Origin of the sequence: Rhizobium sp. CB3090 (assembly GCF_029714285.1) — a bacterium.
In the GTDB taxonomy this organism is placed as follows: Bacteria; Pseudomonadota; Alphaproteobacteria; order Rhizobiales; family Rhizobiaceae; genus Rhizobium.
The window spans coordinates 161,241-185,066 of record NZ_CP121663.1; the positions used below are offsets into that span (position 1 = coordinate 161,241).

Below are 23,826 nucleotides of genomic sequence, written 5' to 3' on the forward strand. Positions count from 1 at the left end.
TAAATGTAGGAAAGTTCGGCTATATTAGAAACGTCCGGACAAGAAATTTCCCAAAAATGCCTTGTTTCGGCAACGTTCGGAAATGCTTCTGAAGATGGTTGCTGTAAATTCACATGCGGTCCTGAGCGCTCTGCTCTGGTCACCCGCATGCCGGCTTCGTCAGACGCCCCCAACATGAATGGCGAAGCCGGTTCTTCTTTCCTTACGAACAGCGGATGATCGGTCTTGTGACGCCGGGATCCTGCGCCAGCCCACGATCAATCTCTCGAGAGGGCTGCCACGGGATCGAGCCTCGAGGCGTTGCGCGCCGGCAGGTAGCCGAAGGTGAGGCCGATCACGCAGGAACAGGTGAACGCAAACGCGATCGTAGTTCCCGAATAGACCAGGGCGAAGTTCGACCCCAGACGATTGAAGGCGAGGCCGAAGCCGAGTGCGAGAGCAATTCCAAGCGTACCGCCCAACATGCACACCAGCACCGCCTCGATCAGAAATTGCTGCAAGATATCCTGATGACGGGCGCCGACCGCCATGCGAACGCCGATCTCGGCGATGCGCTCGGACACCGAGACGAGCATGATGTTCATGACGCCGATGCCTCCGACAAGCAGCGAAATGACGGCAATTGTGGAGACGAGCAGGGTCATCGTTCGCGTCGTGCTGGTGATCGTCTGCCGGATGTCGTCGGTATTCAGCGTGAAGAAATCCTGGGTGCCGTGACGGCGTTCCAGGAATTGCGTCACGGCGGCTTCGGCTGTCGAACTTTCGGTATCGTCATTGACGCGCAGGGTGATGCTGCGCAGCGACATGTCACCAAGGAACCGGGCTTGCACGCTGGTATAGGGAAGATAGATCGAAAGATTGTCGCTGGCACCGAAACCACCCTGTTGCGAGGCGATGACGCCGATGACACGGATGGGCACCTTGCCGACGAACATCACCTGTCCGGTGGGATCGAGGCCCTTGCTCGTAAACAGGGTTGTCGCCGTATTCTGGTCGATCACGGCATCCTGCACCATCCGTCGCACGCCGTCGGCGTCGAACAGTCGACCTGCGACGAGCTTCGAACCCTTCACCGAGAAATAGGCATCACCAACGCCATTGATCAGCGCGTTGGCCTCCGTGGAGCCGAACCGGACCGTGCTGCTGGTCGAAACGGTCGGCGTGACGGCGCCGATATAGGTCAGTTTGGCCAAGGCATCAGCATCGGCGACCACCAAGGTCTTGATGCGGCCCGAGCGGGTATCTCCGAAGCTCTTGCCAGGAAAAATCTCCAGCGTGTTGGTGCCGAGACTGTTGATATTCGCCAGCACTTTGCGCTGCGATCCCTCGCCCAGCGCAACGACGCTGGCGACCGAAGCGATGCCGATGATAATGCCGAGCATGGTGAGGAAGGTGCGTAACCGATGTGCCCTCAGGGCAAGCGCCGCCATGAAAAAGGCTTCGCGCAGGCGGTTGCCCAGCTCGCGCCAACCGCTGGTGCTGCCGCCGCGCCGCATCTCGGACATGGAGCCATGATGCTGGGAATTTCGAGTATTTTTATCGGCTGAGCGCCTGTCGGCGACGATATGGCCGTCGGAGATTTCGATGACACGCTGCGCACGGGCGGCGACCTTCATGTCATGGGTGACGATCACAATGGTATGGCCTTCGGCATGCAGCTCGGAGAGAATGCCAAGCACTTCCTCACCGCTTTGCTGATCGAGCGCACCAGTCGGCTCGTCGGCGAGGATGACGTTGCCGTTGTTCATCAAGGCACGCGCGATGGAGACACGCTGCTGCTGGCCGCCGGAAAGCTGACCCGGCTTGTGTCCGGTCCTGTCACCCATGCCAAGGCGGTGGAGAAGCGCCGCGGCGCGGGCATGTCGTAGCTGGTTGGGCTGGTCCGCATAGATCGCCGGCACCTCGACATTGCCGAGCGCGGTCAGTTCTGAGAGCAGGTGATAGCGCTGGAAGATAAAGCCAAAATGCTCCCGCCGCAGCCTCGAAAGCGCGTCGCTATCGAGCCGATGTGTCTCCGAACCGCCGATCGCATAAGTACCGGCGGTGGGGCGATCGAGCAGACCTATGATGTTCATCAGCGTTGATTTGCCGGAGCCGGAGGGGCCGACGATGGCGACCATTTCACCCTCGGCAATCGATAGATCGATGTCCTTGAGCACCGCAATGATGTTGTCGCCGGATTGGTACTCCCGGCAGACACCTTTCAGTTCTAAGAGTGGGGCGGTCATCGGTCAGAAACCCATCGGCGGCGGTCCGCCGCCCATGCTGCTTTTCGCCGTGGTCGTGCTCGCTTCGCCGATAACGACGCGTTCGCCTTCCGAAAGGCCCGACCGCACCTCGGCGGTGACATTGTTGTTGAGGCCAATGGTGATTTTTCTGGAGGCCTGTTTGCCGTCCGCGTCGACCACCTGCACGCTATACGTACCGTCAGTGTCCTTCGCGCCAAGCGCCGATGATGGAATGATCAGTGCATGTTTGGCCGCGCCGAGCACGATATGGACCTCGGCCGACATATAGGTGCGGAAGCGGTTATCCTGGTTAGATACGGCGAAGATGCCGTTGTAGTAGATTGCCGAAGACGATGAAGAAGAGGTCGTGGTGTTGCTGGATGAGGTCGTGCTGGAAGACGTGACGCTGCTGTCGCTGGTGATCGATTCCGGAGCCGGCTCGATCGATTGCAGCACGGCGTCATAACGGGTCGCGGGATCGCCGAGGATGGTGAAATAGATCGGCTGGCCCACCTTGACCTTGACGATGTCGGCTTCCGATATCTCGGTGCGAACGATCATCGTGTCGAGCTGGCCGAGAATGACGATCGTCGGTGCCGACTGGGCGGCGTTGACGGTCTGGCCTTGCTGATTGACGATGGCAAGCACGGTCCCGTCCATTGGGGCGGTAATTCGCGTGTAGGATAGATTGGCTTGTGCCGTCTCCACAGCGACCTCCGCAGCCATGATCTGTGCGTCGAGCGCGGCGATCTGGGCGGTGATCTTCTTGACGCTCGCCTCCGCACTATCGAGATCGGCCTTGGAGCCGGCTTGATTGCGAAAGACGGTCTGTTGCCGCGTCAGTGTCAGTTGCGCATTGGCAAGATCGGCTTCGCTTTCTTCACGCTGCGCTTTGACATTGGCGAGCGAGGCCTGGGCTGTCCTCAGGTCGTTGTTTTGCGTCGTGGAGTCGATCTCGGCAATCAGCGTATCCTTCTTGATCTCATCGCCGAGCTTGACATTCAGTGCGGTGATCCGACCCGAGACCTGCGCGCCAACGGCAACGAGCTTGCTCGGCTTGAATGTGCCCGAGGCAAGCACGGCTTCCTCGACATCGCCCCGTGTCACCATGGCAGTGATGGCGGAAGGGTTTTCCTGGGCAAAGATGCCGCCGCGAAGCAGCAGTGCACCGGTGCAGGCGAGCAGGGTTAACGCGGCCAAGGCTAGCGCCAGACGCCTATACCGCTTGTTTTGCGACGTGCCCAGCGGCCGCGCGCGCAGCACGGTTCCATCAGCGTGTTTCAGTTCGGTTTGTGCCCTCATCGGGTCTGGAAAGTTCAACATGGAATTATCTGGCTGCGGTCAGGTGCGGACCGGTGTTGGTGTCGATCACGGCGGGTTCAGAGATATCGAGGTCGCCCTCCCAACCGCCACCGAGGGCCTTATTGAGGGCGACATAGTCGGTAGCGATCGATGCCTGGCTCTCGATCAGAGCTTCTTCGGCGCTGTAAAGTGACCGCTCGGCGTCAAGCACATCGAGGAAATCGGTCACGCCGGCTTGATTGAGTGTGCGGGACAGATCCGTTGCCCGGCGATAGGAGCTGGCCGAAGCACTGAGCTTGCTGTGTTTCAACCGTTCCTGGGTCAGCGATACCACTGCATTTTCGACATCTTCCATGGCAGAGAGAACGGCAGACTGGTATGCGATATAATATTGGTCGCGTTGTGCTTTGGCGACGTCGACCGCCGCCATGAGCTGACCACCCTGGAAGATCGGCACGGTAAGCGACGGACCGAACGACCAGCCGATGGTCGATTTCTTGCCGAGATCCGCAATGCTGGTCGCAGTCGATGCGATATCGCCTGTGATCGAAATCGACGGATAGCGATTGGCTTCGGCCTGACCGATCTTCGCCGTGTATTGAGCTAGCTGCCGCTCGGCGAGGCGGACATCGGGCCGAGTATTCAGAATGTCGGCTGGGATGCCGGTCGAAACCGCGATCTTCGGGTTTGGGATGGGACCTCCCGCTTTCAACCGCTCCTCAAGTGCTGCTGGCGGCTTGCCGAGCAATACGCTGAGACGATGGACCGCTGTAGCATAGGAGATCTCATAGGTCGGGATGTCGGCTTCCGTGCTGCTTGCCAGCGCATCGGCCTTGGCGGTATCAACGCCGGTGGCGCTTCCGGCCTTGTATTCGGCCTGCGTCAGAGCCGCCGTCTTGCGCTGCGAGACCGCGGTGCGTCGTGCAAGATCGCGCAGCGCCTGATATTCGCGGGCCTGAACATAGTAGGAGGCGACATCGCCGACGAGGGTCAGCATCGTATCGCGCAGCTCTTCCTCGGCGGCATCCACGCCATATTTTGCAGCCTCCGCCGCGCGCTTATTGCCGCCGAAAAGGTCTAATTCCCAGCTTGCATCGAATCCAGGCTGGTATTGCGAATAGATCGTCGCCACCGAATTTGTATCGGATGCTGCTGTGCGGGTCCGCGCCGCCGACGCCGTTCCCTCAAAAGAGGGCAGCAGCGCACCCTTCTGTTCACGGTAGCTGGCACGCGCCTCGCGGATCTTCGCCTTGGCTGAAGCGACATCAAGGTTGCCCGCGACCGCCTCCTCGATCAATGCATCGAGCGTCGGGTCCTTGAGCTGCTTCCACCACCGAGACAGCGCCGGAGGTTTTGCGGGCTGGCTCGGCAGTTTGGTGCCCCAATGCGAGGGAACAGTAAGATCCGGCTTGCGATAATCTGGCCCGACCACGCAGCCAGTCAGTGCCGCTGAAAGCACGATAGAAGCAGCGATAATCGGAAGCTGTTTAGGGAAATGCGAATATATCTGCAAAGGGCGTATCTCTGGTTTACTCGGCATCCGCGCAGAGATTGGTCCGGGATGCCGGGCGGGGCGCCCCGGACCCTTCAGCCTTTTTACGGGCCGCTCCGTCCAATCGACAAGGACCGCACGAACTGCGTCCGGGGGGCCGGTCCTCGTCGGATGGAGAAGGAGGTAAAGTGGATTATCCATGAAGGCGGAAGCCTCGGGCTTCTAACGAAATCCGTGAGGGCCTGGACCGAGGGATCGCTCGGCATCCTCAAGCTTATCAAGCTGATAAGCTGTCAGAACGGTGCGAAGCGCAGCCGCCTTGTCTTTCAACACGCGGGCCTTGACGGCTCGGTCCAGAACGCGGTCGGCGATCTCTTCCCCGAACAGTCCGGACGGCTTTCCCGCAGCGACGTCAGAACCTGACGGCTTCGTTTCGGGCGCGGAAAAAGGTCCTGGCGGCATAGGATGGGGAAAATCGAGAAAGTCCGTCAGTGCAACGGTGTAGTCCCTCCAGGCATCAAGCTGCGCGACATGGATGCCGATCATTGTCTCCATCGCCGACAGTCTGCTCGCGAGTTCTAATGTGGGATCCGGCCGATGAGGGAAATCGGCAGCCATTTCGGGCGGCGGCGGAGGGAAGGGCAAGCCGGTTCCGAATGCCATTCCATGGCCGCCCAACCGAGGGTCGCGACCAAAACCGGGGCACCGCCCTATTTCCGTACCCATTCCCACCGGCAGAGATTCCATCCTCTCAGCGCCGACGGGGGTCTGCTCGATGGCCGGGATTGGCGGCTGTTCGGCAAGCGCCGGAACGTTCACGCCGCTAATGGCTGTTGAGATTAAAGTTGCGACAATACGCAAGTGCCTCATGATCAGTGCCTTCGAATCCGCTTCAATTCACTGATGCAAAGCTAGCCAGAGCACATAAACGGCATGCGTCTTTACGTTTCCGAGTATTTCTTCGCGGGAGATTGTTGCGAACGAAGTTTGCTACGACCCTTCCAGCAAAAATTCGTTACAAAATTTTTCTTCGCTCGTTGACGGCCTTTGGCCTAGACGAAATAACCGCTGGAGGAACATCCGCGAAGGCTTGGCATCGGTGTCTTCTCGGCAGAGCTAGAAGATTGCGTGATGCCGCCGAGATTCAGACTTCGTCAAAGAATTAAAGCTAAGTTCTTTTAAAATTTTGGAAAAGTGATTGTGGCCTGGCAAGTACTGATCGGCAATATCGCTGCCGTTTCGCTCCTCATTTCGGTGTGGATGCACCTTCACTACCGACTCTACCGCCTTACTGAGGTTCAAGCCCAAATCGCCTTTGGCTTGATGATGGGGCTTGGAGCGATCGTTTCCATGGCGCTCTCCGTCGAAATCGACAGCGGTTACTATCTCGATCTGCGCTCCACCTTGCTCGCCGTGTCGGCGGTTTATGGCGGCCCGTGGGCTATCCTGGTCACAGGCACGCTTACGGCCATCTACAGGATCTTCATGGGCGGCGCAGGCCTTCAGCCGGGCCTGATTTCGATCGTGGTGGTGTCGCTCTTCGCGGCATCCTTATATTTTCTGCTCCGTCGACAGCCGATGGATCTGAAAAGGATAGTGGCGACTGCCTTCATCGTCACAGCCGTCTCTTTGGCTGTGGGCTTAGTATATCGGGGTAATGACTCCCCGATCATGGCCCTTGGCTTCACCGTTATAGGGTTCGTTGGAACCTTGGCCGCGGCCTCCGTTATCACTTATTTCCACGCCTTCACCGCCGAGCGAGACATTCTGCGGGCCGCACTTACTCAAGCGCCTGACCTTTATTATGTCAAAGACCGTAAGAGCCGTTTCCTGGTCGCCAACCTGAATGTCGCACGAAACCATGGCCGCACGAAATCGTCGGAGATGGTCGGCCTGACCGATTTCGATCTCTATCCCAGTGAAATGGCTCAGGCGCTTTTTGATCGCGAACAGGAGATCATGTCGACGGGAAATCCGATGGTGGATTTCGAGGAGCCTTTTGTAATCGAGGACGGGCGAGAGCGCTGGTTTCTGACGTCAAAGGTTCCTTTGCGAAATCGCCACGGCGATTTCATCGGGCTCGCGGGGGTGACGCGTGATGTCACCGAGAAAAAGCGCCTGACACAGGAGGCCGTCGAGAGCAAGAATGTGCTTTTGCAAGCGATGGCGGAAATGTCGGATGGGCTTGCCATGTTCAATCCGGACGGCAGGCTGGTGTTCTGCAACGACCAGTATCGCGCCGCATTTCCTCGCTCGGGATATGCCAGACAGCCGGGTACCCACATTTCGGATATTGTCCGGGCCGTGGTGCGGAATGCCGAAAGGATCGATGTCAGTCCGGATGTCAGTGAGGAATGGATACAGGCCTCCGCTGCGCAGCTTTTCCTGACGCGCGATACTGAAATTCCTCTGTTTGACGGGCGCTGGCTCAGCCTGCGCACCCGGCTGGCATCCGACGGATCTGCGTTGGTGGTCGTCTCGGACATCACATCGATGAAGCGTTCCGAGGAACAATTGAAGCAACTTGCCCAGAAGATGACAGGGCTTGCCTACACCGATGCGCTGACCGGCATTGCAAATCGACGGGTATTCGACGAAGTGATCCTGACGGAGTTTGCCCGCGCACGTCGCAACGGTTCTCCTCTTAGCCTGCTGCTCATGGATATCGATCATTTCAAGAGTTACAACGATACCTACGGTCATCTTGAGGGAGATAAATGCCTTAAGGCGATCGGCAACGTGCTCCGTTCGGTGGTCATGCGAACGTCCGACCTCGCGGCTCGTTTCGGAGGCGAGGAATTTGCGATCGTTCTGCCTGGAACAGACAGAGACGGCGCCTTGGCCCTCGCCGAGCTCCTGCGCTCTGCACTGCATCAACTGGCAATACCGCACAGGGCAAGCAGCAAATCGATCGTGACGACCAGCATTGGAGTGGCGAACATGTTCGATGGATCGACATTCGCAAGCGCTGCCGAGTTGGTGGAGGCTGCGGACCAGGCACTTTATGATGCCAAGACGAAGGGCCGTGATTGCATTGCCGCGGCCGGCGACAAGGCAACGGCCGCATAGTTGGAGTTTTAAATTCGCCGTCAGGTCCGGTCCCGGGAACAAAGGACGCGATCAAAAGTTCGATGCTCGGTGAGCGACTCCCTTGGCTCGCCAACGTGCCGCTTCCCAGTGCGGCCATCAGAAGACTGTTTGCGGAACGCTTCCGGTGTCAACGCAGCCTTCTACAAAGCGCGGCAGGGAACACGCCATGCGCCCTTCCCACTGTCCCCTGCCGTGTCTGACATCATTATTGAAAAGATATTATCCTTCGCCGGCTCGAAAATCGCGGTTGCGCTGATCGAGCCGGCAAACATTTCATCGAGTGGCTTCCTGCGTCCGCGGGGCGGCACGGAGTTCGTTCACGAGGATGGCAGCGGCCCCGATTGCCGCCGGAACGGCGAGTGCGCAGAAGATGCCACGGAAGTCCCAGCCGAAGCCGAGCAACAAACCACCGATCGATGAACCCAGAATGCTGCCCAGCCGGCCGACGCCCAGCATCCAGCTCACACCGGTCGCGCGGGCAAAGGTGGGATAGCGGCCCGGGGCATAGGCGTTGAGGCCGGTCTGGCCGCCGCTCATGAAAAAGCCGACCGTGCCGACGATCAGTGCGAGAGCTGCAGAGGTCAGGCCGGTGAAAGCGAGCGCGATCAGAGCTATGGCACCGAGGAGATACGATAGGGAGATCGCGCTCTTCGATCCCATGCTATGCATGGCAAAGCCCACGACAACCGCGCCGATCGTGCCACCGAGCTGGAACATGGCGGTCACATTGGCCGCGGTTTCGATCGGCATTCCGGCATCCTTGATCATTGTGGGAAGCCAGCTTGTCGTCAGATAGATAACCAGCAGACCCATGAAGTAGCACATCCAGAGAGACAGTGTGCGGATGATGAATGTGGATGTGAAGAGGAGCGCAACAGGCTGCGCCGCCGTCACCGGTTCGTCTTCCAGCGTAAATTCGGATACGGTTCTCAGATCCTGACCGGTCACGCCGGCGAGCTGGTTTCGGATGCGATCGGCAGGAGCACCGCGGACGACCATGAAGCGGGCCGATTCCGGAAGCAGGAAAAACAGGATCACGGCAAGCGCGAGCGGCACGATGCCGCCGAACACGAGCACCGAATGCCAGCCGAACTTCGGAAGCAGATATGCGGCGACAAAGCCGATGATCGCCGAGCCGAAGTTGAAGCCGGTGAACATGATTGCCAGAAGAACGGAGCGCTTATGCTCGGGCACGTATTCGGACAGCAGCGTTGTCGTGTTGGGCATCGCAGCGCCGAGGCCAAGGCCCGTCAGGAGACGGAGCACGGCCATCTCCATGGGGCTTTGAGTGAGCGCGGTGAGCAGGCTCAGGAGGCCGAAGGCGAAGACCGAGCCGAGCAGCACCCGGCGCCGTCCGAACCAATCGGAAGACGAGCCTGCAAAGATCGCGCCAATGGCGAGGCCAACCGGTGCTGCGGCCATTACGAGACCGAAAGCGGGCTTGGAAATGCCCCAGTCGCCCGTGATGGAGGGCGCGAGAAAGCCCATGATGGCGACGTCCATACCGTCGCAGAAGACGATGAGGAAGCAGAGAACAGTCAGTGTCCATTGCATTCGCGACATCGGGCGGCTGTTGATGTAAGACCTGATCTCCAGGACGGTTGGCTGTGTCATGTGCTCCTCCGACATGATGGTGCGCGTGTCCGTACGAGGAAATGGCTTCGTGAAAGCGCTTGATCGACGCTCGCCGTCAGCCTCCTCCAGCCCTGCGCTTCGTTGACGGGCCAAGCAGTACGCGTCTTGCGCCACCACCTCCAATCCAATCAGAGGTTCAAGGCATAAGCCGCAGCTATAGGGTGCCTGCATTGTTAGCGGCTCGTAACATCGCGCTACAACCCGAAGTAACCGCGGGTTGGTGCGGCCCGCTGAGGGGGCCACTGCCATGCGGCGCTGGCATCAATACGGCGCACATGCTGCGCGCGCGTCCGTTCGAGGAACAGGTCTTAAGGGAAGGCTATAGGTGGCGGCTTTGTGTTGCTTCTGCTTCTGCTCGGATATCGTCGAGAAAGGCCGCTTGAGCTGCCGTCGGCAGCCACCCTTTCCGCATCGTGATGCCGATAGGCCGTTCGGTGTGGCGCAGATCGAACGGCAGGGACGTCATTAGGCCTCGTTCGATCTCCGCTGCCGCCTGGCCACCCGAAACGAAACCGAGATGGTCGCTCTGGTCGAGCAGTTCGCGCATCAGGATCAGCGAGCTCGACTCGACCACGCTTTTCGGTCCCTGAGGCTGCCCTTGGAAAAGGGCGTCGAAGTGGGTTCTTATCGGAGTGCCGATCGTTGCAACCACCCAAGGATAGGAGGCGAGATCGCCTACGGATATCGGGGATTTTCCAACGAGGGGATGGCGCTTGCCTGCGACGATCACCACGATATCATTGAATAGCGTTTCCTGCTCGACGTCGTCGATGGGAAGCGGATTGCGCATCGCTCCGATCAAGAAATCGATCTCGCCGCGTCTCAGACCGCCGAGCAGTTCGGCATAGACGCCCTCAACGATCTTGATCGGCAGCTTCGGCCGCTTCTTACGAAACCGGGCGATGGCCGACGGCAGGATGAACGAGCGCGATAGAGGCATGCCGCCCACGACGATCAGTCCAGCCTCCTGCGCGCGGGCCTCGGCGAGATCCGCCTCTGCCTGATGCAATTCGGCGAAGGCAAGGCGGGTCGCCTGCGCCAGGTTCTGCGCCAGGCGCGTGGCAACCATCCCATAGGAGGTTCTTTCGAATAAAGGACGCGCAGCCTCTTTTTCGAGTTGGCTGACGGCGCGATGGACGGTCGGTTGCGCCACCCCGAGCCGTCGCGCCGCAAGCGTGAAATTCTCCAGCTCCCTGACTGCGACGAGGGCTTCGAGTTGCGCCGAAGTTGCCGTGACCTTGAGCCTCGGTGCAAGCTCCGCCAGCGCCGGATCGAGATAGGAGAAGGCACGCCTCACGCGCAGGTACAGCAGCTTGCCCTGGTCGTTGACGAATAGGCCATGCGGCGAACGCGTGAACAACGCATATCCCAGCGTCTTTTCGATCTTTGAGATGGCCTGCGTGACCGCCGGCTGGGATATATGGCAAATCTCGGCGGCGCGCGTGACAGAGCCGGTTTCCACGACGGCCAGAAAGACGCGCAGATGCCGCAGATTGTGCCTCATCGGACCACTGCTGCTCCCTTGCCCCTTTCCTCATCCATCCGTTCGAGGATGCTGTCGGCTCGGCTTCCGAGGTCATCGATATCTGCCGGCACGGAGAGCGCAGCGATCTCGTCCTGCCAATCGGCAATGGCTGCCGACATTCTATCCGGAAGTCCGAGATCGCGAACGGTGGCGGCAACTTCGCGCATCTCGGCTGCCCGACGCGCGCCATGTACCATCATCCTTTCGAGGTTGTAGGAGCTGCGCCTGGCCCAATCTATCCCGGGATCGGATGCCTGCAGGGAAGCGATGACGGCATTCTCCACCCCGACGCGGCGGGCCGCGAGCATCGATTCCGCCGTCAGGGCCTCCATGCCTTTGATGATGACGGACCGCAGCATCTTGATCGATGAGGCTTGCCCCACTTTCTTACCCACGGATTTCGGCTTCATCCCGAAATGTTCAAGCGCCTCGATGGCCGCTTGGGCATGGGGACCTGAGACCAAAAGAGGCGTGAGGTGGCGGGCCGGATGCACGGGCGACATGACGGCGACGTCGACATAACGGCCGCCTGCCGCTTCGATCGCCTCGGCTGCGATAATCTTGGCAGATGGAGAGCAGGAATTGCAGTCGAAATAGAGCGCACCGGCTTCGAGCCAGCCAGCGGCGTCCCTTGCTGCAGGCAAAGCCTGATCGGCTGTGATGAGGCTGAAGATAATCCCTGCACCGGAGAGCGCCTGTCGGGCCTCATCGGCATGCCGCACGTCGAGTTCGGCGCATGCCGCTACGATTTGGCTGGCGCTATGCGGATCGGCGATCTTGATGTCATAGGCGATAAAGACGGCGCCGTCAGGTCGTGTCCAGCCCGATGCAAATGCGCGTGCTGCTTCGCCGAATCCGATCATGCCGATCTTTAAGTGGTTCATCATCTGCGATCCCGTGCCCGTTCAATCCAGCTATGCCCGCTTTAGACCGAGAAAGGTCGCGTCGCCATGCATTATAGCCAAAACTTATGGGAAAGGCGTCGAAAGAAAATTGGCAAACCGGCCGTTCGGAGCGACATACGATTTCGAAAAAGCTGGAGGTTTCCATGTCCGAGAAGAATACCGCGTTGGTGATCAGCGCCCATGCCGCAGATTTCGTCTGGCGCTGTGGTGGTGCGATCGCTCTGCATGCCGACAAAGGTTATGACGTGACCGTCGTCTGCCTGTCCTTCGGCGAGCGAGGCGAATCCGCCAAGCTCTGGAAACAGAAGGATATGACGCTCGAGCGTGTAAAGGCGGCGCGGCGCGCCGAATCGGAAAAGGCCGCGCAGGCGCTCGGCGTCCATGACCTGATCTGCTTCGATCTCGGGGACTACCCCCTGCGCATGACGGATGACGACAAGTATCGGCTCGTCGACGTGATCCGCAAGGTGCAGCCTTCTTTCATGCTGAGCCACTCGCAATACGATCCCTACAATACCGACCACATGTATGCCACGCAGGTCGCGCTCGAAACCCGCATGATCGCGCAGGCCTGGGGCCACAATCCCGGCGAAAGCGTTCTCGGTGCGCCGCAGCTCTACCTGTTCGAGCCGCACCAGACGGAGCAGATGGGCTGGAAGCCGGACGTGTTCCTAGACATCACCTCCGTATGGGATAAGAAGCGGGCCGCCATCGAATGTATGGAAGGGCAGGAGCATCTCTGGGAGTTTTATACCCGCGTCGCCCAGAACCGAGCCAATCATTTCCAGCGCAATTCCGGCGGCCAGTCCGGCGGCCGCGCGGCCAAATATGCGGAAGGCTTCCAGTCGGTTTTCCCGCGTACGGTCGACGAGCTTTGATGACGCTCTCGGGAGGAGCCTGACATGGAATCGTGTTTCGACATCGCTCACCTCGCTCATGTGGAGATGTTCACCGACAAATATGGCGAGAGCCTCGATTTCTTCGTTAATGTCTATGGATTGACCTTGGCGGGCGAGGACGAGCGTTCCGCCTATTTGCGCGGCTGGGACGATTATGAGTTCCACACCCTGAAATTGACGCGCCATGAGACGACCGGGATCGGACACGTTGCCTACCGGGTTTCTTCGCCGGAAGCGCTTGAACGAAGGGTCAAGGCGATCGAGGCGAGCGGTTACGATGTGCTCGGCTGGGTGGACGGCGATATGGGCCATGGCAGGGCATTCCGGTTCAGGGATCCTTTCGGCCATATTTTCGAAATCTATTGGGAGACGGTCCGCTACGATCCACCACCGCAGGAGAGGCCGAAGCTTAAGAACCTCGCTCAGCGTTATCATGCGCGGGGCTGCCATCCGCGCCGCCTCGATCACCTGAACCTGCTGGCCGCCGACGTATCCGAGTTCCGCAGGTTCATGCAGACCTGTCTCGGCTCACGCGTGACCGAGATGATCCAGCTCGACAACGGTCGCCTCGGCGGGTGCTGGTTCACGGTCAACAACAAGACCTATGACCTTGCCTGCACCGAAGAACACGGCGGCGGCGATGGGCGTCTGCACCATGTAACGTATGCAACCGATACGCGCGAAGAAATCCTGCGCGCTGCCGATATCTTTCTCGAAAACGGCATCCACATCGAGACCGGGCCGCACAAGCACGCAATCCAGGGGACCTTCTTCCTCTATGTCTGGGAGCCTGCAGGCAATCGTGTCGAGCTCGCCAATTCCGGCGCACGGCTGATCCTCGCGCCTGACTGGCAACCCATCGTCTGGACCGAGGCTGAACGAAAAAAGGGCCAGGCCTGGGGTTTGAAGACGATCGAAACCTTCCATACCCACGGGACACCGCCCGTCAAGAAGCAAGGAGACCACTGATGGGAGTCGTCGTTCAGAACGTTGCGCGCGCCGAAGCTGACCTGATCGGAAGACTTGCCAAGGCGGGTGTCGCAACCGTCCACGAGGCGCAGGGACGTAAGGGAATGCTGGCGAGCTACATGCGGCCGATCTATTCCGGCGTACAGGTCGCGGGATCGGCGGTGACGATTTCAGCCGCTCCGGGCGACAACTGGATGGTCCATGTGGCGATCGAGCAGCTCAGGCACGGGGACATCCTTGTCCTTGCGCCGACATCGCCTTGTGACGCCGGTTATTTCGGCGACCTGCTCGCGACATCGGCCATGGCGCGCGGCTGCCGCGGTCTCGTCATTGACGCCGGCGTTCGCGATGTGCGGGACCTGACGCAGATGGGTTTTCCCGTCTGGTCAAAGGCGGTTTCCGCGCAGGGCACCGTCAAGGAGACCCTCGGCTCGGTGAATGTCCCGGTCGTCTGCGCAGGCGCCCATATCGAGGCCGGCGATATCATCGTTGCCGATGACGACGGCGTCTGTGTCGTCAAGCGTGCCGAAGCGGCCGATGTGGTGGCAGCGGCAGAGAAACGGCTTGCCAACGAAGAAGCCAAGCGCAAGCGTTTGGCATCCGGAGAATTGGGCCTCGATATCTACGGCATGCGCGAGACGCTGGCGGCAAAGGGGCTCAAATATGTATGAGGAGGGCATCCCTTGTTTGTGGATGCGGGGCGGCACATCGAAGGGCGCCTATTTCCTGGCGGAGCACCTGCCGACCGACAAGGCGGAACGCGACGATCTGCTGCTGAGGATCATGGGCTCGCCCGATCCGCGCCAGATCGATGGTATCGGCGGGGCGGATCCGCTGACGTCGAAGGTCGCAGTGCTTTCTGCATCCACGCGCCAGGACGCGGATGTGGATTACCTGTTCCTGCAGGTCTTCGTTGACCAGGCATTGGTGAGCGATGCCCAGGGATGCGGCAACATTCTTGCAGGCGTCGGCCCCGTCGCCATAGAGCGCGGTCTGGTGACCCCGACTGGAGACCTTACTGAAGTGCGCATCCACATGCTCAATTCGGGCGAGGTCGCGGTCGCCAAGATCGAGACGCCGAGCGGGCGGGTGAATTACACGGGGACGGTTTCGATCGCGGGTGTGCCGGGCACGCATGCCGCCGTTCCGCTGCTGTTCACGAACATTGCCGGGACAATGTGCGGCGCACTGCTGCCGACGGGTAACGAGGTCGATATCATCGATGGTGTCGAAGCGACCCTCATCGATAACGGCATGCCCTGCGTGATCATGCGGGCGTCGGATTTCGGCCTGACTGGAATGGAGAACCGCGAGGAACTTGAAGCGAATGCCGAGGTCAAATCACGGATCGAGGCGATCCGCCTCAAGAGCGGACCGATGATGCAACTCGGCGAGGTCTCAACCGCATCCGTTCCGAAAATGATCCTGATTTCTTCGCCTGCAAATGGTGGGGCGATCTCCACGCGCAGTTTCATTCCACACCGCGTCCATGCCTCCATCGGTGTTCTTGCGGCGGTCACGGTCGCGACGGCCACACGTCTGAAAAATAGCCCGGCGGGAAAGCTGGTGAACGCGCCGTCAGGCGGCCGCTACGAAATCGAGCATCCGACGGGAAGCATGGAGGTATTCCTGGATCTGGACAGCCGGGGAGAGATAAGGGGAGCCGGCACGATCCGCACGGCGCGAAAGCTGTTCGACGGCAGGGTTTTCCCGCGCTGAAGGTGCTCAAGTAGGGAGAGCTGTAATCAGTCTTCTTCTGTGAGGAGAATATTATTTAGCGATAATTAAATAAAGAAATCTCTTGGATGGAGATATATTCGAGAAGCTGCACTTGCATATAAGATATGCTTAAGGACATTGGTTATCATAAAGTAAAATTTAACTAAAATCTCATTATAAATCCTTAGTTCGATGAACGCCCTGGGGTGGATAATGAGGAAAACCATACTTGCTGCTTTCGTGATGGCGATGTGCGCCTCCACTGCGAGCGCACAAACGATCGGTGTATCAATGTCCGATCTGGATAAATTCCGGACCGCATTGCTCAACGGTGTCCTTTCGCATGGAAAAACGATCTCCGGGCTGAAGCTGGTTACGCAGAATGCCAAGGGCGATAATGAGCTTCAAAAGAAGCAAGTGCAGCAGCTTATCGCCGATAAGGTAGACGCCATCATCGTGGCCGTCTCCGACGGCGACCTCGGACCGCAGATGACCAAGCTTGCGGCGGACGCCCATATTCCGCTCGTCTATATCAACAACGTTCCCTCGAACCTGTCGGACCTGCCGGAAAACCAAGTCGTGGTTGCGTCGGACGAAAAGGAATCCGGAACCCTGGAGACGAAGGAAGTCTGCTCTCTCATGAAGGGCAAGGGACGTGTCGTGGTGCTGATGGGTGAGCCCTTCCACCAAGCCGCCCGCGCCCGCACTCAGGATATCGACAATGTCATTGCCACGCCCGAATGCAAGGGCATGCAGGTTGTCGAGCGGCAAGCCGCCTATTGGTCGCGTGACTACGCCGATCAGCAGATGCAGGAATGGCTGACGGCCGGGGTGAAGTTCGACGCGGTCATCGCCAACAACGACGAGATGGCGCTCGGCGCCATCCGGGCCATGAAGCGCAATGACATGGCGATGAAGGACGTCATCGTCGCCGGCGTCGATGCAACGGACGACGCGCTTGCGGCGATGGAGGCGGGCGATCTCGATGTGACCATCCTGCAGAGCGCGGTCGGACAGGGCGGGACGGCGGTCGATGCCGCAATCAAGCTCATCAATGGCCAGCAAGTGCCCCGAGTGAACAATGTTCCGTTCGAACTCGTAACACCCCAGAACATCGCCCAATACCTGCCGAAGAGCCAGTGAGCAAAAGAGGATTATGATGTTGCGCTTTTGGAATAAACTCGGCATCCGCGCACAGATCACGGCCGGCTTCCTGCCGCTGATCCTGCTCATGAGCTTGCTGTCGGTCAACGCGATTTCCGGTATGAGCGGACTGTCGTCCATCTTCTCCTCTTACCGCAACACCGCGGGTCAGAGCCTTGCTATCTCCGACCACAGCAATCAGCTTCACGAAATCCAGATGTCGGTGGAAGCCTTCAGATCCAACCCGACACAGGATGTCGTTGACCGTTTCCGTGCAGGGGTTAAGGCATTTGCAGCCGACGACCAACGCTTTGCCGGCAATAGCTCTCTGGAAACGGGCATGGCGACTATCCGCCAAGATGTTGACGCCTATGGCAAGGCTTTCGAGCAGATCGTAACCCTTCAAGCCCGACGCGAGGCTCTGATCGCCAAGGTCACCGAGTTCGGACCCTGGACAAGCATTGCGCTCAATGACGTCATGCGCAGTGCCTGGAGGCAGAACGACGTGACGCTGCTGCATATGACCGGAGCGACACTCGAAGCCTTGAACCGCAGCCTCTATTTCTCGGAGCGTTTTATTCATTCCGGTGATCTGGCATCCTACGATACCGCGCAGGCGGCGCTGAACGACGCCATGGCCTTGAACGACGTGGCCGCCAAGGCGGCCAAAAACGAGCTGCAGCACAAACGCATTCTCGGTGCTGGTCAGCTCATGCAGAACTATACCGGCCGCCTTGGCGATGTGAGGGATGTGTCGCTGGCGACCAACAAGATCCGCGACAGCGAACTCAACGTTCTGGCGCCGAAAATCGCCACAGGCTTCAGAGATTTGCAGGCAACCGTCATGGATGCACAAAAATCGCTCGACAGTTCGGTCGATGCGACGGTTGCGTCCGCGACCCGCTCGACGTTGGTGATCAGCGGACTTCTGATCGTGATCGGTCTCGTGCTCGCCTATTTCATCGGTCAGTTGATTTCCTCTGCCGTCCGCAAGATGGCACGGACAATGGAACGTCTTGCCCGCGGTGACGACACGATGACGATAGACGGCACCGAGCATCGTCACGAACTCGGCGCCATGGCACGTTCGTTGAAGGTCTTCCAGGAGACGGGACATGCCAAGGTCGTCGCGGAAGCCAATGCCGAGCGCGCTCGGCTTGCCGCCGAAGAAGAGCGCTTGCACCAAGAAGCTGCGCGACTTTCCGATGCCCAGGTGATGGAGCACGCCTTCCAGCAGATTTCTCGCGGTCTCGATGCCCTCGCGAAGGGTGACCTTACGGTGCGCGTCGGTGAGGTTGACGGCCGCTACGTCCGCATTCGGGATCATTTCAACAGCGCCGTTTCCAGCCTGGAAGAGGCCGTGGACTCTGTCATCCGCGCGGTCGGCACGATCCGCTCAGGCCTCACGGAAATCTCCTCCGCATCGCACGATCTTGCACGTCGTACGGAACAGCAAGCCGCTTCGCTAGAAGAAACGGTCGCGGCGCTTGGTGATGTCGCGCGAGGCGTCAATGGTACGGCGGAGGGAGCAAGCCATGCTCAGAACGCCGTGGCGACAGCACGTGCCAATGCGGAGAACGGCGGCGCGATCGTCGCCCGCGCGATCGCCGCGATGACGGAGATTCAAAATTCTTCGTCCAAGATCGGCAATATTATCGGCGTTATCGACGAAATCGCCTTCCAGACCAACCTGCTCGCCCTCAACGCCGGTGTGGAAGCGGCGCGCGCAGGAGAGGCAGGCAAAGGCTTTGCCGTTGTCGCCCAAGAGGTTCGCGAACTCGCACAGCGCTCGGCCAGTGCCGCGAGGGAGATCAAGGAGCTGATCTCCACTTCTTCCGCCCAGGTCAGGACCGGTGTGCAGCTTGTCGGCGAATCCGGCACTTCGCTCGAACAAATCGTCGAGCAGGTCATTGCCATGAGTTCGACCGTCGCGCAGATCGCCGTCGCGGCTCGCGAACAGGCAGCAAGCTTGCGAGAGGTCTCGGCTGCCGGTGATCAAATGGACAAGGTGACCCAGCAAAACGCAGCCATGGTGGAAGAAACCACGGCAGCCGCCCAGAGCCTGACTCAGGAGACCGAGAACCTCGCCGACCTGGTACAGCGTTTCAGGACACGCAGCGCGGCTCAATCCGAGCGCCGCCTCTACGCAATGGCGTCTTAGTGCTTGGGCGAAACAGCCTCTGAAATATCTGAGCCCGCTGCGCGATAAGCAAGGCGGGCTCGTTGATATAAACAATGCAGCTTATGTGTTCGGCGAGCCTGCCTTGTAAAGCACTACCCGGTTACGACCGGACTGTTTGGCAAGGTAAAGGGCCTCATCAGCCCGGTTCTGAAGTTGCTCCGGCGAGACGGTGTTGACATCAGATGTATGGACTACCCCGATGCTGACGGTAACGCACGGCGACATTGCGGATGCAGGGTTTGGGAGAGAAGCAGTTTCCACGCCTTCCCGAATTCGTTCGGCGACAGAGATTGCCTCTTGCTCATTCACGCCTGGAAGCACAATCAGAAACTCTTCGCCGCCGTAGCGTGACACACGATCGCGATTTCCTCTCATGCTGCTTTGAATAATGCCGGCAACTTTTACAAGGCAGCGGTCCCCCTCACTGTGGCCGAGGTTATCATTCAGCAGCTTGAAGTGATCGATGTCGCACATCAGCATGGCAATCCCCTCTGGGTGTCGGCTATCCCCGTTCCAGAGGCGGTTGAGCATTTCCATCATCCATCTTCGATTGGCGATGCCGGTCAGGGGATCCGTTCTCGCAAGAAGTTCGAGCCGGGCATTCGCATCCGCCAATTCCGCTACTCGGCTTGTGTCACGTAGTTCAAGAAGAAAGGTCTTCTGAGCCAAAATCGTCATAGTGCGCCGTGCTACCACCGTTGCGACGATGCCGCTGGCGAAGAATAACGTCGCAGCCTCCGAGCTTCCCAATTCGATGTGTGGGTTGTGCATCTGGAAAAACAAATAAAGACCAAGCGCCATGACCGCGATCATCGTCGTCCAAACCAGCGGTATGGCAAAGATGATGATCGCGGTAACCGCGACGAACAGCATGATGGTCAGATGCCGTTCGTAGAACTCGCCTCCCGCATTCACGCCTACCAGGGCTACGGACAGAAGGATAAAGAACATACCGACAATCAAGACGATCCGTTGGAGCTGGAAAGCGCGTGGAATTCTCCAGATAAAGGCAGTGGCCAGAGCGGCCGGAGGAAGGATACAGGCCGGCGGAAGCATAGACAGCGCTACCGCCCTTGGAAGCAGCATGGCGTTGAGCCCCAATGTCAGCACATCTATCAGGGCGACCCAAATCATCCAGGAACGAATGATCTTGGCCGTTCGAAACCAGGAGCGCTCTTGAAAGAGGCAATAAAGCTCGCCTTTCAGGCTGATATCGCGGGTACGCCCCCTCAGAAAGCGTTCCACCTCGGCCATAATAACAGGATTTGGCGCCTGGAGCGGCATCTGGGTGGGCGTGTCCGCAGAGTTCGCCGAAACTTTGTTCTCCCCTACATCCATCCTTGTCAACATAGCGGAACATCTCTCGCAAGCAAGAATGATGAGGCGAGACCGGCGGCAAGTCGATCACTTAGCCACTTGGCTTTTGCGCTCCGGAAATTCCTGTCGCGCTTGCAGAGAACGAAGCTTCAGGAGAATACAAGCGTCCGTGTTGCAAAAATACACGCGGCTCACCAAAAACGAGCACGAAATCCACGCTGCGACAGTTCTAACTATCCGTGTGTCGAATGAAGTCTGCTATTGAGCAGGTCAAGCCGATGACCGGCCGCACCGTCTCAGGTGCTGTTTCATGATTTTGATGTTTTGTCGGTGAGCAAGTGTCGTCTTGCTCAATCGAATAGCTTTGACTTTAGGAAGCCTTGCATGACGTTTGCTGTTTTGAATGACATGTTTTCCGCCAAGAATCTCGCATCCGTAATTCTACTGTCATCCGCCCTTTATGCATCGTCGGGCATGGCTCAGGAGCTGTCGGCGGCAGGTGCGACCGCCCCGGCCAATGCAGGCGCTCAACAGAGTTCCGCTACGACATCTGCCGATCAGCAACAGCCGGCGCCGCAAGCCCGCGTGCAGAAATTCGACGACTGGTATTATCGCTGTGTCGATGGCAAGGCGCCCGACGGGTCGGCGACGACAAGTTGCGAAGTGGCTCAGATCGCGACGGTGAAGCAGGGTGAACAGGACGTCAACATCCTGACCTTGGCGATCGCCAAGGCGCCGGCGCCCGCTCAGGCGTCCTCGCCGAAGAAGGGCAGCAAAACGGTGCAGAGCGATCTCGTGCTGACGGCGCTTGTGCCGCTCAACATGTATCTGCCGGCAGGGCTCAGCATCGATGCGAGCGATAAGCCTGTCATCCAGCTTGCCTATCGCAACTGCAACCAGGCAGGTTGCTGGTCGCAGCAGAAGCTGGACGCGAAAATGGTCGCAGCACTTTCAAAGGCGGCGGACGGGGTTGGTCACGTACAGATGATGAATGGTCAGAAGGTCAACATCAAATTCTCCTTGAAGGGACTGGCCTCGGCCTTGGATGCACTGCAGAAACCCGCTTCCAACTGACGGCACGACGGGAACGATCCCATGACATCGGCCCGGCAACCAACGGCTGCTCTCTGCAGCCTTGCCTCCACGGCGTCCCTTTCCATCGTGCATGTCATTGTGTTGCTCACGACGGCTTTGGCGGCATCGATGGCGGCTGCGCAGCAATCGCCGAATGACGATTTCGCGCGCCGGCACGCGCAGCAGACCGAACAGCAGCGCCTGGAGGCGCTTCGCAAGAGCACGCCGAAACCGTCAGAGGCGCCAACCGAGCAGCAGGAAGGGGGAGCAAAAAAAGGCGGCCCCTGTTTCGCGGTCACCGATGTCGAGGTGGAGGGCGTCACTCGATTAAAGGGCGCCGATGTTGACAAGGTCACGGCACCCTATCGCAACCGCTGTGTCGGTGTCGGAGATATCAACACGCTGTTGCGTGACCTGACCCAGCTCTATCTCGACAGAGGCTTCGTGACCTCGCGCCTCTACGTGCCGGCGCAAGACATCGCCAAGACGAAGACATTGCGTCTGGTCGCAGTCGAGGGCACGTTGTCCGATATCTATATCAACGGCAAGCCGGCGCCTGTTTCCGGTGTGATGGGCTCCGGCATGCTTGCCACCGCCTTTCCCGGCCTGAAGAACCATATCGTCAATCTGCGCGACATCGAGCAGGGCCTCGACCAGATCAACCGGCTGAATTCCAACAATGCCAAAACGGCAATGTTGCCCGGCAAGGCCAACGGTACGTCGATCCTCAATATTGAGAACAAGCCCAGTCACCCCTGGCACCTCTCGGTCGGCAACAGCAATCTCGGCCAGGCGCAAACGGGCTATTCCAAGACTTCTGCCTCGATCGGCTACGACAGTCTCTTTGGGGTGAATGACCAGTGGAGCTTCGGCTACGAGCATACGGGCCCGAACTACCCCTGGCGTGATGACGGCCAAGGCCGGAGCGATAGCTATACCGGCAATGTCAGCGTCCCCTATGGTTATTGGACGCTCTCGGCAAACGGTGCCTTGTACGGCTATGACAGCTCGGTTCCCGGCAATTTCGGGACCTTGCAGACATCGGGCGATTCCAAGCAGCTCGGCGTCGATGCCGACCGCGTCATCTTCCGCGACAAGGATTCGATCACCACCCTAAACAGCGGCTTGACCTATAAGGAAACCAACAACTTCCTGCTCGGCAGCAAGATCGAAGTCGGCAGCCGCAAATATACGGTGGGCGATCTCGGCATCTCGCACTCGCGGCGCATGCTTGGCGGCCTCTGGGTCTTCGATCTTTCCTACAGCCAGGGCCTTAACCTTTTCGACGCCGTCGATCCGGGTGATGCCGGCGCGGGCAACGCCGATCCGCGGTTCTCGAAATTCACCGGCACGATCACCACGACCCGGCCGTTCCAGCTCGGCGAACAGCACTTCGAGATCAACTCGATCGTGACCGGCCAATATTCGCCGGACAATCTGTTTGGGGCCGAACAGATATCGCTCGGCAGCTATTCCACCGTGCGCGGCACGCGCGAAAGCATGCTTTTCGGCAACAACGGCTTTTTCGCGCGCAACGACTTAGTCTGGCGTACGCAGCCCTTTGCCGACAATGCGGCGCTTTCGAAAATGTTCGGCGAGTTCCGTCCCTATCTCGGGCTCGACTACGGCCGGATCGCCTCTGAGATGCGTCATCAGATCGAGGGCGGCGACATGCTCGGCTGGACGGTCGGTGCGAAGCTCGCGGGCGGCAATCTCAATCTCGACATCGGCTATTCCGACGTGCTGGCCGGCACTGTCGATAAAAAGGATGGGGGGCTTCTCTTCGTCAGCTCCTCCGTAAAATGGTAACCAGAATTTTAGAGGAAAATCATGGGTTTATTCATTCGGAAAGATAACAAGGCGACCTCTTCGGTATCGCTTCCCGCGACTGCACTTCTTTGTTGTGCCATCGTGCTTTCGAGCTGCGGCGGCCGCGAAGCGCATCCGATTGCCTCGACCAACGTCGGCGACAGCGGAATGGATTGCGGCGGGATCTCGCGCGAATTCGAAGCCAACGAACGGCGGATCCTCGCAACCGTCAAGGAGCGTTCGCAAGCTCAAGGCAAAAACGTCATTCTGGGCGCCACCGGCGTTCTTCTCTTCTGGCCGGCGCTGTTCTTCATGGATCCCAAATCCCCGGAAAAGGTCGAGATCGACGCCTTGCGCAATCGCAACCAGGTGCTGACCCAACTTGCCCGCTCGCGAAAGTGCCCAGTGCCGAAGTCGCAATTGGATGAAGTCTACAAGAAGCTCGACGGCGGTGTGAAGACACCCGCGGCCAAGAGAGGCGGCTGAGGCGACGGGCAAGCCGCAGGTTGCTCCGCCTGTAGGCGGGGCGCCACATTG

The 23,826-nt window shown here is 59.1% G+C and carries 18 protein-coding genes; 10 read left to right on the plus strand and 8 right to left on the minus strand.

Going from position 1 to position 23,826, the window contains the following annotated elements; all coding sequences use genetic code 11:
- Positions 1–257: 257 nt before the first annotated feature.
- The 4 genes from QA646_RS19560 to QA646_RS19575 all read right to left on the minus strand — a co-directional run bounded on the left by QA646_RS19560 (position 258) and on the right by QA646_RS19575 (position 5,577).
- A complete protein-coding gene (locus QA646_RS19560) occupies positions 258–2,228 on the minus strand; it encodes a MacB family efflux pump subunit (RefSeq protein WP_283059911.1) in 1,971 nt (656 codons plus the stop codon).
- Positions 2,229–2,231: 3 nt separating this feature from the next.
- On the minus strand, positions 2,232–3,551 hold the full coding sequence (locus tag QA646_RS19565; RefSeq protein WP_283059912.1) for an efflux RND transporter periplasmic adaptor subunit: 1,320 nt from the start codon (positions 3,549–3,551) through the stop codon (positions 2,232–2,234).
- A gap of 4 nt (positions 3,552–3,555) precedes the next feature.
- A complete protein-coding gene (locus QA646_RS19570; protein ID WP_283059913.1) occupies positions 3,556–5,070 on the minus strand; it encodes an efflux transporter outer membrane subunit in 1,515 nt (504 codons plus the stop codon).
- Positions 5,071–5,244: 174 nt separating this feature from the next.
- The gene (locus tag QA646_RS19575) at positions 5,245–5,577 is read right to left on the minus strand and encodes a hypothetical protein (RefSeq protein ID WP_283059914.1); all 333 of its coding nucleotides are present in this window, start codon (positions 5,575–5,577) and stop codon (positions 5,245–5,247) included.
- 645 nt (positions 5,578–6,222) lie between these two features.
- Between QA646_RS19575 and QA646_RS19580 the strand changes: the two genes are divergently transcribed.
- Positions 6,223–8,091: a diguanylate cyclase gene (locus QA646_RS19580; RefSeq protein ID WP_283059915.1), complete on the plus strand. Its 1,869-nt coding sequence runs from the start codon at positions 6,223–6,225 to the stop codon at positions 8,089–8,091.
- A 294-nt stretch (positions 8,092–8,385) separates the two neighbouring features.
- Here QA646_RS19580 and QA646_RS19585 read toward each other — a convergent pair whose 3' ends face one another.
- The 3 genes from QA646_RS19585 to QA646_RS19595 all read right to left on the minus strand — a co-directional run bounded on the left by QA646_RS19585 (position 8,386) and on the right by QA646_RS19595 (position 12,156).
- A complete protein-coding gene (locus QA646_RS19585; RefSeq protein WP_283059916.1) occupies positions 8,386–9,726 on the minus strand; it encodes an MFS transporter in 1,341 nt (446 codons plus the stop codon).
- Positions 9,727–10,066: 340 nt separating this feature from the next.
- Positions 10,067–11,251, minus strand: a complete 1,185-nt coding sequence (locus QA646_RS19590; protein ID WP_283059917.1) for a LysR family transcriptional regulator — start codon at positions 11,249–11,251, stop codon at positions 10,067–10,069.
- Positions 11,248–12,156 (minus strand): DUF1932 domain-containing protein, encoded by a 909-nt coding sequence (locus tag QA646_RS19595; RefSeq protein ID WP_283059918.1) that lies wholly within the window; start codon positions 12,154–12,156, stop codon positions 11,248–11,250. The genes QA646_RS19590 and QA646_RS19595 overlap by 4 nt, the downstream gene beginning before the upstream one ends.
- A 164-nt stretch (positions 12,157–12,320) precedes the next feature.
- Here QA646_RS19595 and QA646_RS19600 point away from each other — a divergent pair, with 164 nt between their 5' ends.
- The 6 genes from QA646_RS19600 (at position 12,321) to QA646_RS19625 (ending at position 19,068) form a co-directional block, all read left to right on the plus strand.
- A complete protein-coding gene (locus QA646_RS19600) occupies positions 12,321–13,055 on the plus strand; it encodes a PIG-L deacetylase family protein (protein WP_283059919.1) in 735 nt (244 codons plus the stop codon).
- Positions 13,056–13,079: 24 nt separating this feature from the next.
- Positions 13,080–14,045: a VOC family protein gene (locus QA646_RS19605; protein WP_283059920.1), complete on the plus strand. Its 966-nt coding sequence runs from the start codon at positions 13,080–13,082 to the stop codon at positions 14,043–14,045.
- The gene (locus QA646_RS19610) at positions 14,045–14,716 is read left to right on the plus strand and encodes a 4-carboxy-4-hydroxy-2-oxoadipate aldolase/oxaloacetate decarboxylase (RefSeq protein WP_283059921.1); all 672 of its coding nucleotides are present in this window, start codon (positions 14,045–14,047) and stop codon (positions 14,714–14,716) included. The genes QA646_RS19605 and QA646_RS19610 overlap by 1 nt, the downstream gene beginning before the upstream one ends.
- The gene (locus tag QA646_RS19615; protein WP_283059923.1) at positions 14,709–15,764 is read left to right on the plus strand and encodes a 4-oxalomesaconate tautomerase; all 1,056 of its coding nucleotides are present in this window, start codon (positions 14,709–14,711) and stop codon (positions 15,762–15,764) included. The genes QA646_RS19610 and QA646_RS19615 overlap by 8 nt, the downstream gene beginning before the upstream one ends.
- A 213-nt stretch (positions 15,765–15,977) precedes the next feature.
- Positions 15,978–16,907, plus strand: coding sequence for a substrate-binding domain-containing protein (locus QA646_RS19620; protein WP_283059924.1), 930 nt, complete (start codon positions 15,978–15,980; stop codon positions 16,905–16,907).
- A gap of 16 nt (positions 16,908–16,923) precedes the next feature.
- A complete protein-coding gene (locus tag QA646_RS19625) occupies positions 16,924–19,068 on the plus strand; it encodes a methyl-accepting chemotaxis protein (protein WP_283059926.1) in 2,145 nt (714 codons plus the stop codon).
- Between the two features lie 81 nt (positions 19,069–19,149).
- Here the strand turns inward: QA646_RS19625 and QA646_RS19630 are convergent, their stop codons facing one another.
- Positions 19,150–20,373 (minus strand): diguanylate cyclase, encoded by a 1,224-nt coding sequence (locus QA646_RS19630; protein WP_283060505.1) that lies wholly within the window; start codon positions 20,371–20,373, stop codon positions 19,150–19,152.
- A 417-nt stretch (positions 20,374–20,790) separates the two neighbouring features.
- Here QA646_RS19630 and QA646_RS19635 point away from each other — a divergent pair, with 417 nt between their 5' ends.
- From QA646_RS19635 to QA646_RS19645, 3 genes are read left to right on the plus strand one after another with little or no spacing between them, the layout of a single operon-like run.
- On the plus strand, positions 20,791–21,480 hold the full coding sequence (locus QA646_RS19635; RefSeq protein ID WP_283059927.1) for an invasion associated locus B family protein: 690 nt from the start codon (positions 20,791–20,793) through the stop codon (positions 21,478–21,480).
- A gap of 21 nt (positions 21,481–21,501) precedes the next feature.
- Positions 21,502–23,289 carry a ShlB/FhaC/HecB family hemolysin secretion/activation protein gene (locus QA646_RS19640; RefSeq protein ID WP_283059928.1) on the plus strand — a complete coding sequence of 596 codons (1,788 nt, stop codon included), beginning with the start codon at positions 21,502–21,504 and terminating at the stop codon, positions 23,287–23,289.
- A 21-nt stretch (positions 23,290–23,310) separates the two neighbouring features.
- The gene (locus QA646_RS19645) at positions 23,311–23,775 is read left to right on the plus strand and encodes a hypothetical protein (RefSeq protein ID WP_283059929.1); all 465 of its coding nucleotides are present in this window, start codon (positions 23,311–23,313) and stop codon (positions 23,773–23,775) included.
- Positions 23,776–23,826 lie beyond the last annotated feature (51 nt).

What these genes read in the sequence shown, in the direction of transcription:
- QA646_RS19625 (WP_283059926.1), top strand. Translation starts at nt 16,924, where the DNA reads ATGTTGCGCTTTTGGAATAAACTCGGCATCCGCGCACAGATCACGGCC.
- QA646_RS19565 (WP_283059912.1), bottom strand. Translation starts at nt 3,551, where the DNA reads ATGTTGAACTTTCCAGACCCGATGAGGGCACAAACCGAACTGAAACAC.
- QA646_RS19575 (WP_283059914.1), bottom strand. Translation starts at nt 5,577, where the DNA reads ATGGAGACAATGATCGGCATCCATGTCGCGCAGCTTGATGCCTGGAGG.
- QA646_RS19560 (WP_283059911.1), bottom strand. Translation starts at nt 2,228, where the DNA reads ATGACCGCCCCACTCTTAGAACTGAAAGGTGTCTGCCGGGAGTACCAA.
- QA646_RS19605 (WP_283059920.1), top strand. Translation starts at nt 13,080, where the DNA reads ATGGAATCGTGTTTCGACATCGCTCACCTCGCTCATGTGGAGATGTTC.
- QA646_RS19615 (WP_283059923.1), top strand. Translation starts at nt 14,709, where the DNA reads ATGTATGAGGAGGGCATCCCTTGTTTGTGGATGCGGGGCGGCACATCG.
- QA646_RS19630 (WP_283060505.1), bottom strand. Translation starts at nt 20,373, where the DNA reads ATGCCGCTCCAGGCGCCAAATCCTGTTATTATGGCCGAGGTGGAACGC.
- QA646_RS19640 (WP_283059928.1), top strand. Translation starts at nt 21,502, where the DNA reads ATGACATCGGCCCGGCAACCAACGGCTGCTCTCTGCAGCCTTGCCTCC.
- QA646_RS19600 (WP_283059919.1), top strand. Translation starts at nt 12,321, where the DNA reads ATGTCCGAGAAGAATACCGCGTTGGTGATCAGCGCCCATGCCGCAGAT.
- QA646_RS19570 (WP_283059913.1), bottom strand. Translation starts at nt 5,070, where the DNA reads ATGCCGAGTAAACCAGAGATACGCCCTTTGCAGATATATTCGCATTTC.
- QA646_RS19590 (WP_283059917.1), bottom strand. Translation starts at nt 11,251, where the DNA reads ATGAGGCACAATCTGCGGCATCTGCGCGTCTTTCTGGCCGTCGTGGAA.
- QA646_RS19635 (WP_283059927.1), top strand. Translation starts at nt 20,791, where the DNA reads ATGACGTTTGCTGTTTTGAATGACATGTTTTCCGCCAAGAATCTCGCA.
- QA646_RS19610 (WP_283059921.1), top strand. Translation starts at nt 14,045, where the DNA reads ATGGGAGTCGTCGTTCAGAACGTTGCGCGCGCCGAAGCTGACCTGATC.
- QA646_RS19585 (WP_283059916.1), bottom strand. Translation starts at nt 9,726, where the DNA reads ATGACACAGCCAACCGTCCTGGAGATCAGGTCTTACATCAACAGCCGC.
- QA646_RS19620 (WP_283059924.1), top strand. Translation starts at nt 15,978, where the DNA reads ATGAGGAAAACCATACTTGCTGCTTTCGTGATGGCGATGTGCGCCTCC.
- QA646_RS19645 (WP_283059929.1), top strand. Translation starts at nt 23,311, where the DNA reads ATGGGTTTATTCATTCGGAAAGATAACAAGGCGACCTCTTCGGTATCG.
- QA646_RS19595 (WP_283059918.1), bottom strand. Translation starts at nt 12,156, where the DNA reads ATGAACCACTTAAAGATCGGCATGATCGGATTCGGCGAAGCAGCACGC.